Here is a 12,365-nt window from a genome sequence, read left to right on the forward strand (position 1 = left end):
GGCGGTGCCGAGGCCCTTCCCCACGCGCCCCGCCCCCAATAATTCAAAGGTCTCCTCTGGGAGAGGGTCAGGGTGAGGGAATCCGGCGGCCCGCACCGCGTGCAGCGTGGGACCGCCACCCCCGCAACCGGCCGATGCATTCGATGTAGGGGCGCCCCCCGTGGGCGCCCGTTCCCCTCCGTTCGTGGTGAGCCCTTCGGCAAGCTCAGGGCAGGCTCCGTCGAACCACGTCTTTTGGATCGGGGCTAGCCGGACGTCCAAACGCCCTGTAGGGGCGTCCCTTGTGGGCGCCCGCTTTCTCCTCGTCGCCGCAAGCCGGCCTCTCTCTTGAAGAGATCCTCGCGAAACCACTTCGTCATTCCGGCGAAAGCCGGAATCCAGTCCGGTCAGGTCTGGAGGCGTTGGACCCTTGCCCGGTGGCCCGCGCAGGCTCCGACGGGGCAGGCTTCAAACCTGCCCCTGCCAACCTACGATCCCCCCGCGAACCACACCTCCACCCAGGTGCTCACGAACAGCGACCCGTCCGCCTCGCTCACGTCTCGCACCTCGATGCGCAGGCGTCCCGGCGCGGTCGTCCCCGTCACGGCGATCGACCGCGCAAACGTGCCCGGCCCGTCGAGATCGCCTTCCACCGTGATATAGCTCTCGCCCACCACCGTTCCGGCCTCGTCGTAGATGCGATATGTCAGGTTCTTCTCGAACGGCATCACGCTGATCCGCCCGCGAACCTCGATCTCCGTGCCCACCGTCGCGCCGCTCAGCGGCGCCTCCAGCACCAGCTCGCGCACCGGGCGGTCCATTTCCTCATCCGGCTGTGCGCCGTACATCGACGGAGTGGCCTCCAGGACCACCAGCACATTCGTCCGAGCCACCGCCGAACCGGCGCCTGCGTCCACGATCTCGATGCGTCCCGGTACACCCTCGCCCGCGATGAACTCCACCGGCGCGGCGAACGTCCCCAGAGAGCCCTCGAAGCCCTCGACCGGCAGCGTGCCCATGCCGATCACCCCGCCGCGAGCGTCATAGACCAGGTAGCGAAGGCCGTCGCCCGAAGGGCGCATGGTCGTCGTACCTCGAACCTCGAACCCGCTAGCAACGGTCTCGCCCGGCAGTGGGGACTCGACCACCAACGCCCGCCGCTCCGCCAGCTTGCCGTCCCGCAGAGCGAAGTCACGAGTGATTTCGAGCGTCGGGCAGCACAGTCCATCGCCGGCGCGGTGTGTCACCGTCTCGGCGACGATCCGTCCGCCGGCGATCGTCAGGCTCCGCACCGGCACCCGGTCTCCCAGGTACGTCCGCGCCGCCTGCACCGGCTCACCGTCCCGATCGAGTACGGCGACCAGATGCTTGAACGTGCCGCTGCCGCCGCCGGAGGTAAAGAGAACCACGGCCGCATCGGCGATCCCATCGCCATCGAGGTCGCCAAAGGCGACCGTGTCGTTGTCGATGCCCGTGTAGTCCCGTTCCGTCGCGCCCTCGCCATAGGCGATCGATCCCTCGCCGTCCTCGAGCCGGATGGGGGTGTTTTCCTCACCGAGAAGCGGCAGGCGGTATTCGGCGTTCCGCAGCTGCTCCAGCGTCAGCCGCTGCGTAGTCATGGTGGAAGCTATTGGGGATTCCCAATCGAAACGCTCGCTGTTCGGCCGCTGCTGCAATCCCTCCGGACCGTTAATCCAGGTGCGCGAACCGTCGGTGAACCCGGTCCAGTTATCGGACTTGCGCCAGATCAGCTCTCCGTTGCTCGTGGATTGCCGCGTCGTACCCGTTTCCGGATCGTGCCGCTCGTCCTCCAGGCAGTCGCCCACCACGTCCGGAATCAGGTCGCGCAGCGCCTTGAACCCCAGTTGAAACGAACAGTCCTGGGCCACAACCGGCTGAAACGAGAACAGCAGGGCGATCAGGGCCACCGCCAGCAAGAGCCTAGTCTTCATCGATCAGGCCTTCCCGCTCGTCCATGAGCGACGACTTGAAGGGATGCCTACGTTAGCAGCGTCCGGCTCAGGCCGCTGAGGACCTGCCCGACGACGAGATTGATCAGCCGTCCCTTGCGATAGAACACTCTGCGCACCTGGCAGCCGTTGAGGTGGGCGTGGGCGCCGCGGAGGCCCGTCCAGCCTCATACTCGCCGTGCGGCGGAGTCGTACTACACTGTGTGACGCCAGCATACGGACGAGGCGACCAGTGCGATGAGCCGGCATCTGTCGGTACGCGTGGGCGATGACCTGTTCGAGCAGTTGGAGACCCAGAGCCGGAGAAGCGGGCAGTCACGATCGGCGGTCGCCAAGCAGTTGCTCGATGAGGGCCTGCGCATGGAGCAACATCCCGGGATCGTCTTCCGCTCGGGCCCCGGGGGGCGCCGCCCGGGATTGATCGGCGGTCCGGACGTGTGGGAGGTGGTCGGCGCGCTTCGCGGAGCGGATGGCGGCGATATCGACAGTCTGGCAAGCATTGGCGAGCGGACCGGACTGACCGCCGATCAGGTGGGAACTGCCCTGCGCTACTACGCCGACTACACCGACGAAGTCGCCGCCTGGATTCGGCGAGTCGAGGAAGAGGCTGAACGAGCCGAGGCCCGCTGGCGACGGGAGCAAGCGCTGCTCGGCAGGTGAAGCTGCTGCTCGACGAGATGTGGGCGCCCGCGATCGCCGAGGCGCTGCGGGACCGCGGGCATGAGGTTGTGGCCGTGGCCGAACGGCGCGACCTTCGAGGCATGTCCGATGCGGCAATCTTCGATGCGGCGCAGGCGGAATCTTGGGTGATCGTGACGGAAAACGTCGTGGACTATCGACCGCTCGCGGCAGCCGCCATGCGCGCCGGTCGTGCCTCGCCGGCGCTCATTTACACCAGCAACCGAGCCTATCCGCGAGCCAATCGGCGGACGGCCGGGCGGCTGGTGGCGGCTCTGGACGCCTTGCTTACGACACGCGACGCGGTCGAGAGCGAGCACTGGCTCGAATAGCCAGGGATTGAGCCGGGGCTACGAAAGCGTCGAATCGCAGCCGATCATCCGACCACCAGGTTGATCAACCGCCCCTCGCGGTAAAAGACCCTGCGCACTTGGCGGCCGTTCAGATGGGCCTGGGCGCGCTCGCTGGCCAGCGCCAGTTCGCGCGCGCCGTTTTCGTCGATGGTCACCGGCGCCTCGATGCGGTCGCGCACCTTGCCGTTCACCTGCACCACTAGGGTGAAGGTCTCATCCGCCGCCAGGTCCGGGTCCCACTCCGGCCAGGGCTGCAGGTGGATGCTCTCCGTGTGACCGGTGCGCTCCCACAGCTCCTCGGCCATGAACACCGCGCTGGGCGCCAGCAGCACCAGGAAGGTCTCGATCGTCTCGGTCCAGATGGGCCGGGCGCGGAGCTCCTCGTCGCCCACCTCGACCAGGAAGTTCGTGAACTCCATCAGCGCCGCGATCATGGTGTTGAACTTGAGCCCGTCGATGTCCTGGCTCACGCGGCGGATTGTCTGGTGCAGGCGGCGGCGCAGCTCGACCTCGACATCGGCATATGCCGCGCGCCGCCGCTCGGTGTCGCCCACCGGCTGGTCGAGCACCACGTTCCAGACGCGGCCTAGCCAGCGCGAGACTCCCACCCGCCCCTGCTCGCTCCAGGGCAGCGTGCGATCGAACGGTCCAATGAACAGGACGTAGCAGCGCAGCGCGTCGCCGCCCGCGGCGGCGGCAACGTCGTCGGGTGACACGACGTTGCGCCAGGACTTGGACATCCGGGTCACGCGGAACTCGACCAAGGCCTGGCCGTTGCGCTGCGCGCGCTCGCCGGTCAGCTCGAAGCGGGCCTCCAGGGGAAAGCGGCGGAACGGCTGTGCCGACTCGGGGTGCTCGTAGGCGTCGGCCCCGTCGGCCGCGCCGATGCGCGCGCCGCCCTGGCTGTCGATCCGCAGGGCGGCCTCGTCCACCCAACCGCCCTGGGCCAGCAAGATGCCCTGGTGGCGCAGGGCCTTGAATGGCTCGGTGAGATCCACCACTCCGGCGTCGCGCAAGGCCTTGGTCCAGAAGCGGGCGTAGAGCAGGTGCATCACGCTGTGCTCGGCCCCGCCGACGTAGAGGTCCACCGGCATCCAGCGCCGGATCGCGTCGAGATCGAAGGCCTGGTCCTGCTGGTCCGGGCTGCAGAAGCGCAGGAAATACCAGCTCGAGCAGGCAAAGCCGCCCAGGGTGTCGGTTTCGCGCCGCCCCGCGCCGCCGCAGGACGGGCAGGCGGTGTTGACCCAGTCCTCGGCGGCATCGAGGGGCGCGCGCCCGCCCAGCTGCTGCGGGTCGATCTGGTCGAGATGCGGCAGCAGCACCGGCAGCTCGTCTTCCGGCACGGGGACCTCGCCGCAGTGGTCGCAGTGCACGATCGGGATCGGCGTGCCCCAGTACCGCTGGCGCGAAATCAGCCAGTCGCGCAGCTTGTAGTTGATGGCGAAATCGCCGGCGCCTTGGTCGCGCAGCCACTCCGTGACGGCACGGATGCCCTCGCCTGAGGGCAGGCCGTTGAACCGGCCCGAGTTGACCATCGCACCTTCACCCAGGAAGGCCTCGGTCAGCGCCTCGCCTTCCCATTCGGGGGGAGTGATGACGGTGCGGATCTCGATGCCGTAGCGCGTGGCGAAATCGAAGTCGCGCTGGTCGTGGGCCGGCACCGCCATGATGGCGCCCGAGCCGTAGGACATCAGCACGTAGTCGGCGATCCAGATAGGCAGGCGCTCGCCGTTGACCGGGTTGACCGCGTAGCCGCCGGTGAACACGCCCGTCTTGTCGTCGTCCAGCGCCACCCGCTCCAGCTCGGCCTTCCGCGCCGCGGCGGCCACGTAGGCAGTCACCTCGTCGGCGCGCTCCGGCGTGGTGACCTCGGCCACCAGCGGGTGCTCCGGCGCCAGAACCATGAAGGTGGCGCCGAACAGCGTGTCCGGCCGCGTGGTGAAGACCGGCATCTCGTCCCCGGCCTCGGTGGTGAACACCACGTCGGCGCCCTCGCTGCGGCCTATCCAGTTCACCTGCGCGCTGCAGGTTTCGTCAGGCCAATCCAGCCCTTCCAAGTCTTCGATCAGCTGGTCGGCGTAGTCGGTGATCTTGAAGAACCACTGCGTCAGCTCGCGCTGGCTGATGTCGGTGTGGCCGCGCCAGTCGGTGCCGTCGGCGTTGACCTCTTCGTTCGCCAGCGCGCCGCAGATCGGGCACCACCACTGCATGCCGGTGGCGCGATAGGCCAGCCCGCGCTCGTAGAGCTTGAGGAACATCCACTGGGTCCAGCGGTAGTACTCGGGATGCGTGGAGTTGATCTCCCGCGCCCAGTCGAAGGACGCGCCCGCTAGGTCCAGTTGCCGCTTGTAGTTGGCGCTCCACTCGCGCGTCAGATCGGCCGGGTGGCGCCCGGTCTCGATGGCGGCGTTCTCGGTGGGCAGGCCGAAGGCGTCCCAGCCCATGGGGTGCAGCACGTCGTAGCCCCGCATGCGCATCACGCGCGACAGCACGTCCGTGGGCACATAGTTGCGCAGGTGACCCACGCTGATGCCGTCCCCCGAGGGATAGGGGAAGAAATCCAGGCAGTAAAACGTGGGCCGATCCGAGGGCTCGGGCGTGCGGTAGAGGTCCTGCTCGGCCCAGCGCGCACGCCATTTGGGATCGATTTCGGCGGGAGAAAACTCGACAGTCACGGGTGCCTGCGGCGGATGGACGCGGACTTCATTCTAGGGCAGTCGGCGGTCGATGGTCCGGTAGGGGCAGGTTTCAAACCTGCCCGTTCGGGTGATGCGGTGTCTGGCGGGCGCCGGTCCGGTCCCCTCTCCCTCTGGGAGAGGGTTAGGGTGAGGGCGCCGGTCAAGGGCATCTAGTTCGCCGCCGGCAACTCAATCCGAAACGTCGAGCCCTCGCCCGGCGTGCTCGTCGCCGTCAGGCGGCCGTCCATGGCCTCGATCAGAGCCCGCGCAATCGCCAGACCGAGCCCGCTGCCGCGGGTCTTGCGGCCCGAGGCGTCCGTGCCGCGGTAGAACCGGTCGAAGATGTGCGGCAGGTCCTCGGCGGGGATGCCCTCGCCCGTATCCGTAACCTCGATCCAGCCGGCCCCTTCGTCCTGCGTGCCCGAGCGAACGCAGATCGCGCCGCCCGACGGCGTGTGGCGCACCGCGTTGTCGAGCAGATTGGCCAGCACCTGGCGCAGCCGCGCCTCGTCGGCCCGGGTCGTGCCCGGCGAAGACTCCGACTCCAGTGCCACGCCTTTGGCCTGCGCCTGGCTCCGCATCGCCGAGGCCGCGTCATTGAGCACGCGATCGAGGGAAACTTGCTCAATCGAGAGGTCCAGCTTGCCTACGTCCGCCAGTGAGAGATCGCGAATGTCTTCGACCAACCGGTGCAGCCCCTCGGCGCGGTCCAGCGTCGACCGCAGCGTCTCGTCCGAGCGGTCGTAGACGCCGTCCAGCATGGCCTGAAGATTGCCCTCGATCACGGTCACCGGCGTGCGCAGCTCGTGGGCGATATCGGCAAACAGGTTGCGGCGCGCGGCCTCCTGGGCCTGCAAGCCGGCCGCCATGTCGTCGAAGGCCGCGCCGACGGTGGCCAGTTCGTCCCGGCCGGCAAGCCCGCTGCGCGAGCGCAGATCGCCTGACGCCACGCCGCGCGCCGCCGCCGTCAGCCGCCGCAGCGGCCGGGTGATGCCGGCAGCGATGACAACACCGACCATGAGCGCCACGCCCACGGCGATTGCCAGGCCAATCAGCAACGACCGCACCGTCTCGTTGATGAAGGCTCGTTCCAGCACGGCGCGAGCGTCGGATCCGATGGGCAACGGCCCCGCCGGGCCCAGCGCTTGGGGCATGTGCAACTGGCCGATTTCTCGGCCCGCCGCTACTAGCGGCGTCGCCGGCCAGGCGGCGATGGCCAAGCGGGATCGGATGCCGCCTGGGCCCCAGACCAAGTCGCCCTCGGTGTCCACCACCGCCAGCGGCAACCCGCGCGGCTGGCCTCGGGAAAACACCTCGCGCGCCGCCTTCCGAAGATCGCCCGTGCGCTCGTAGGCCGCCGCGAGCCGGTCGGCCGTATGCTCGGCTTCGTGGTGGCGAACGTCTGACGCGAACCTCTCGAACCGGCTGGCCGTCGTCAGTCCCACCACCAGCGCGGCTGTGCCCACGGCCACCGCCGCCACCGCCACGAAGGCCAGCACCAGCCGCAGCGACAGCCGCATGGCTACGTGTCGCCCAGCCGGTAGCCGACCCCGGTGACGGTCACGACGTAGCGCGGCTCGCCGGGATCGGGTTCCACCTTGCGCCGCAGGTTGCGGATGTGGCTGTCGATCGAGCGCTCCAATGTGATGCTGTCCGGGCCCGCCACCGCGTCCAACAGGTCCGCGCGTGACAGCACCCGTCCGTCGGCACGCGCCAGCGTCGCCAGCAGATCGAATTCGGTGCGCGTCAGCGCCAGCAGATTTCCGTCGCGCCTGACCTGGCGGCGGTCGACGTCGATTTCCAGCGAGCCCACGCGCGTGGACGCGGCGACCGGCTCCGCTTGCGCTCGCCGCAGGATCGTATGCACGCGGGCCACCAGCTCACGCGGGTGAAACGGCTTCGTCACGTAGTCGTCGGCGCCCAACTCGAGGCCCAGCACGCGGTCCGTCACCTCATCTCGCGCCGTCAGCAGCACCACGGGCCGCGGTCCGCGTTCCCGGATCGTGCGCAGCACGTCGAGGCCGCCGATGCCCGGAAGCATCAAATCCAGCACCACGATGTCGGGCTGCTGCGTGGCCTCGTGCATCAGGGCGGTCTCGCCGTCCTCCGCCGTGATGACCTCCATGCCTTCGCGGCGGAGGTAGGCGCTCACCAGGCGGCGAATGTCGGGGTCGTCGTCCACCACGAGGACGCGCTGGTGTTTCACGGACAGTCTCCCGGAATCGTCACGGCGGCGGGAGCCGGCCGCCGACCGGCTCCCGCACACCGTACGCCTGGGGGAGGCTACAGAGCCAGCCGGCTCGCACTGGCGTCCGCCGGTGTCGATTTGGAGGAGTGGCAGCCGCCGTGCTTGCCGCCGGACTTCCCGTGGCCGAAGCCGCGGCCCCAGCCGTGACCCCGCCCCGGCTCGTCGGTGTTGGTCACGATGGATTCCACGCGATCCGCCAGCCCGTCCTTCATGGTCTGGGCGCGCTCCTCGCTCAGGCGTCCGGACTCGACCGCCGCGTCAATTGCCGCCGTTGCGCGGGAAACAAGCTCGGCAATGTAGGCGTCCTTGGTCACGCCGTTGGCCTCGCCGATGTCCGCCAGCGACGTACCCTCGACCCGGCCCGCACGGATCTCCTCGACCGAGAGGCCCGACAGCTCGCTGAGCACGACGACCGGCGACGGCTTGCCGTCGAGCTTGACGGCCCAACCGCGGCTCCGGCCGTGCCAGCCGGCCTCACTGGTGACCATGGCCGTCACCTTGTCGGTGAGACCCTCTTTGATCTCCGCGGCGCGATCGTCGGAGAGCTTGCCGTCGGCGACCGCGTCATCGATCGCCGTTGTGGCGGCCTCCACCACCGCCCCCACGTAGTCGTCGGTCGTGACGTCATTGGCCTCCGCGATGTCGGCCAGCGAGTCGCCGCTCTGCCGCGCGCCGCGGATTTCCTCGACCGAAACACCAGTCAGGTCGCTCAGGATCTCTACTGGTGAGACCCGCTTGCCGCCAAACCCGCCGCCCCCGTGCGCCAGCGCGAGGCTCACGGCCACCACCGACACCATGGCGGCGCCCGCTGCGGCGAGCGCCAGTTTCCTCCACCGACCCATCCACATCCTCCTTGCCGTCAGGCGAGGGCATCTGTTCACGAGATTGACGATAGAAACGGCCTGTCAACCCGCCCCGCAGACGCAATGCAGAGCGTGTGCAGTTTTCGGAGCCGTATTCCCGCCGCGCTGATCGGCCGGACGTAGGGGCGGTTCGCGAACCGCCCCCGCACCCGCGCCCGTTCGCTAGCAACCCTCAGTCGCGGGCGGTGGCCTCGGCTGCCGCGCGCTCGGGAGTGGAACTCGGCTGCTCGCCGGCCGCGTGCATCCCCGCCGCCGTGAGTCCCCACAGCTGGCGGCCCCACAGCGCCACGAACACCCCCACGCACAAGCTCAGGCTGCCGCCGATCGCCATGGCCACGGGCGTTCCCAGACGCTCGGCGGTCGCCGACAACGGCAGCAGGCCAAGCGGCATCAATCCCCAGTTGATCATCCACACCGCCATCACGCGCCCGCGCATATGCGCCGGCACCAGCAGCTGCACGATGGTCTGGGACAGCGCCATGTGAATTCCCTGAAACATGCCGACGCACGCCAGGACGAGCGCCACGAACGGGAGGAACCGCGTGAACGACAGGACCACGTACAACGCGCCGTTGATGACGATGGCGGCAATGGCCAGCCGGCCGGGACGGCGGACTTCCGGCGCCGCGACCAGGGCCAGTGCCCCGAGCACCGCGCCCGCACCCAGCGCGCTGGTTACCAGGCCCAGGTCTTGCACGCCGGCCTGCAGGTCCTGCTTCACGAAGGCCGGCAAGAGCATCGTGAGCGGGTAGCTGAACAACGCCGGCGCCAGGGTGAGCACCATGAGCGAGCGGATGGGCCCGTGACTCAGTACGTAGACGAATCCGGCGCGCAGGATCGCCACCGGCGATCCCTGCGCGCGCGGGCGCTGCTCGTCGGCGTCGATGCGCCGCACGTTCAGGATGCTCCAGATGTAGCCGCCGACCATGGTGAAATAGGCCGCCGCGATGCCGGCCGCGCCGACGATCAGGCCGGCCAGCGCGGGGCCGATCACCCGGGCCAGGTTCATCGTCGTCGCGTTCAGGGCCACGGCGTTGCGCACCAGCGCGCGGGGAACCGCCTCCGAGATCAGGGCGTAGCGGGCCGGAACGCTCAGGGCGAACATGGCGCCGGTCAGCGTGGCGCTTATCGCCAGATGCCATACGGCAATGGCGCCCGTGGCCACCAGGGCCCCAATGGTCAAGGCGGTCAGGCCGTTCACGCTCTGGGCCATCATCAGCAGCCGCGGTCGGCTCAGCCGGTCGGCCAGTAGTCCACCCACCGGCGACAGCACCAGCATGGGCAACGACATGAAGAAGGACAGCAGACCGAGCGTGAAGGGTGAATTCGTCAGCTCGACGACCAACCACCCTTGCGCCAGGAACTGCACGAAGTGAGCCGTCATCGCGCCCGCGTTGGCGCGCCAGAGCCGGCCGAAATTCGGGTGCGCAAACGACGGAAGGAAGCGCTCGCGGGTCGCCCGCCAGAGACGTGGCAGCGCCGCCGGCCGCGCGACGGGCGGGTCGGCGGCGTTCTCGCGGGTCATCGCGGGCACCTCCGGCGCAGCGCGTTCACCTGCCAAACCACAGGGACTCGGTGCAGCGCGCTGCCCTCACGATACTCCGACCGTGCTGGGGAGCGAACCTCGGCATTTGCTCCGACCTCTTCTCCCCTCGTGGAGACCCTTGGGTATTCCCTCCACATGGAGATGGGAGACCGGGCCTGGTCCCCTCTCCCTGGAAGGGAGAGGGTGAGGGTGATCCGTGGCTCCGGCGCGAGATGACGCTTCCTGGTGACGGAAGGCTTGCATCAAGGGTGTCCGGCGGATCGGAACCCGGCTGCCGGCCACGTCCGTGGCATCATGCGCCCGCGTCGATAGCCTCGGTAGTGAGGTCGGCAATGCCCTCAGACATCGTGCGAATCGGGATCGTGGGCGCCGGCGGGATCGTGCGGCAACGGCATATGCCGGGACTTCAGGCGATACCGGGAGTCGAGATAGTCTCCGTCTGCAACCGGCGCCGCGACTCGGCGGAGGCTTTCGCGGACGAATACGGCATCCCGCGAGTTGTCGACCATTGGCGCCAGGTCGTGGACGACCCGGACGTCGATGTCGTCTGGATCGGCACCACGCCCTACATGCACGCGCGCATTTCCATCGCCGCGCTCGACGCCGGCAAGCACGTGTTCTGCCAGGCGCGGATGGCGCGCAACCTGGCCGAGGCGCGGGCGATGGTCGCCGCCGCCGACCGGCATCCGGAGCTTGTCGTGGCCATTTGCCCGCCGCCATTTGGCATGGCCGGCGAAGCCACGATGAGGCGCCTGCTGCGCCGGGAGCGCGTCGTGGGCGACGTGCAGCAGGTGCGACTCACCATGCTCGCGGCGAGCCTGACCGCCGGCGAGCCCGAGCTGCACTGGCGCCAGGACATCGAGCAGAGCGGCAACAACGTGCTCACCGTTGGCATCTACGCCGAGGTCATGCACCGCTGGGTCGGCCGCGCCGTCGAGCTGCAAGCCCGCACCGACCTCTACACCCGCCAGCGCCGCGATCCGGCCACCGGCGAACTCGTCAACGTGCAGATTCCCGATTCCGTCAGCGTGATCGGTCAACTCGCCTCGGGCGCCGACTTCGTCTACCAGTGGTCCGGGGCGGCGCATCTCGGTCCCACCGGCGAACTGTGGATCTTTGGCGACGCCGGCACGCTCACCTACGACTTCGGCGCCGACCGCATCCGCCACGCCGCGCTCGACGACTCCGAGCTGCGCGACGTGCCGATTCCCGACCACGAGCGCGGCGGCTGGCAGGTCGAGGCGGACTTCATCCGCGCCGTTCGCGAAGGCGGCGACACCGGCCTGTCGCCCGACTTCACCACCGGCGAGCACTACATGGAGTTCCTCGAAGCACTCACCCACTCGGCCCGCCACGGCGAGCGCGTCTACCTGCCGCTGGCCTAGGAAGTCTGTGACCTAATTCCTTCCCCCTGGAAGGGGGAAGGCCAGGATGGGGGTCTTCGGCGGGCATCCCTATGCTCCGAGGAATGCACCGCCGCGCGCTGGCGCGCCCCAAATCCGTCATTCCCGCGAATGCGCGAATCCACGCGGCGACTCGGGGAGGCGCGTTCCGCGTCTGGTGTAGGGGCGGGTTTCAAACCCGCCCGTGCTGCTCACTCCGGCGCGTGCAGGTCGTCAAGCAACTCATCCACGCTGTCGAACTGCTGAAGACCGCCCGCGCGGGCTTCCCGCATCGCCGCGATCGTGGTGTCGTTGGGCGTCAGCGGCGCGAACGGCAGCGCCTTGTCGTGCGCCACCCGCGTCAGCAGCAGCCGCACCGCGTCAGACACGGTCAGGCCCATGGCGGCCAGCACCGCCGCCGCCTCTTCCTTCACCGCCCCGTCGATACGTGCCTGCACCAGCTTGTTGGCCGGCATCGATGCCCCTCGTCTGGGTGCGCCACCCAATAGTGTGAATGACGTTGTAATGCACATCGGCCCAGGCTGCGGTCCGCCTGGGGAAACTCAAGCGCGGCTGGTCCGGTCCCCTTGTATGTGCCAGGGCGCGCATGTTCCCAGGACTCCCGGAACGTCCGAGGGCAGACGCCGGGCCGGGACAGACCGATTAGC

10 protein-coding genes are annotated in these 12,365 nt (G+C 68.9%); 3 read left to right on the plus strand and 7 right to left on the minus strand.

Annotated elements, in window-relative coordinates; translation table 11 throughout:
• Positions 1-467: 467 nt before the first annotated feature.
• A complete protein-coding gene (locus OXG33_09180) occupies positions 468-1,931 on the minus strand; it encodes a hypothetical protein (GenBank protein ID MCY4114092.1) in 1,464 nt (487 codons plus the stop codon).
• Between the two features lie 255 nt (positions 1,932-2,186).
• Here OXG33_09180 and OXG33_09185 point away from each other — a divergent pair, with 255 nt between their 5' ends.
• On the plus strand, positions 2,187-2,609 hold the full coding sequence (locus OXG33_09185) for a CopG family transcriptional regulator (GenBank protein MCY4114093.1): 423 nt from the start codon (positions 2,187-2,189) through the stop codon (positions 2,607-2,609).
• Positions 2,606-2,959, plus strand: coding sequence for a DUF5615 family PIN-like protein (locus OXG33_09190; GenBank protein MCY4114094.1), 354 nt, complete (start codon positions 2,606-2,608; stop codon positions 2,957-2,959). Before OXG33_09185 ends, OXG33_09190 begins: the two co-directional genes overlap by 4 nt.
• 44 nt (positions 2,960-3,003) lie before the next feature.
• On the opposite strand, the gene leuS is transcribed toward OXG33_09190, so the two are convergent.
• From leuS to OXG33_09215, 5 genes are all read right to left on the minus strand, one after another.
• Complete coding sequence (gene leuS, locus OXG33_09195) at positions 3,004-5,655, minus strand: leucine--tRNA ligase (protein MCY4114095.1); 2,652 nt, start codon at positions 5,653-5,655, stop codon at positions 3,004-3,006.
• Between the two features lie 173 nt (positions 5,656-5,828).
• Positions 5,829-7,178 (minus strand): HAMP domain-containing sensor histidine kinase, encoded by a 1,350-nt coding sequence (locus tag OXG33_09200; GenBank protein ID MCY4114096.1) that lies wholly within the window; start codon positions 7,176-7,178, stop codon positions 5,829-5,831.
• A gap of 2 nt (positions 7,179-7,180) precedes the next feature.
• Entirely contained in the window at positions 7,181-7,864 is a 684-nt protein-coding gene (locus OXG33_09205) for a response regulator transcription factor (GenBank protein ID MCY4114097.1), read from the minus strand.
• Between the two features lie 77 nt (positions 7,865-7,941).
• A complete protein-coding gene (locus OXG33_09210; GenBank protein MCY4114098.1) occupies positions 7,942-8,748 on the minus strand; it encodes a hypothetical protein in 807 nt (268 codons plus the stop codon).
• 193 nt (positions 8,749-8,941) lie between these two features.
• The gene (locus tag OXG33_09215; GenBank protein MCY4114099.1) at positions 8,942-10,294 is read right to left on the minus strand and encodes an MFS transporter; all 1,353 of its coding nucleotides are present in this window, start codon (positions 10,292-10,294) and stop codon (positions 8,942-8,944) included.
• Between the two features lie 353 nt (positions 10,295-10,647).
• Between OXG33_09215 and OXG33_09220 the strand changes: the two genes are divergently transcribed.
• Positions 10,648-11,700, plus strand: a complete 1,053-nt coding sequence (locus OXG33_09220) for a Gfo/Idh/MocA family oxidoreductase (GenBank protein MCY4114100.1) — start codon at positions 10,648-10,650, stop codon at positions 11,698-11,700.
• A gap of 209 nt (positions 11,701-11,909) precedes the next feature.
• On the opposite strand, the gene OXG33_09225 is transcribed toward OXG33_09220, so the two are convergent.
• A complete protein-coding gene (locus OXG33_09225; protein ID MCY4114101.1) occupies positions 11,910-12,173 on the minus strand; it encodes a type II toxin-antitoxin system RelB/DinJ family antitoxin in 264 nt (87 codons plus the stop codon).
• Between the last annotated feature and the right edge of the window lie 192 nt (positions 12,174-12,365).

It is taken from the genome of Chloroflexota bacterium (assembly GCA_026708035.1).
Taxonomy (GTDB): Bacteria; Chloroflexota; UBA11872; order UBA11872; family UBA11872; genus JAJECS01.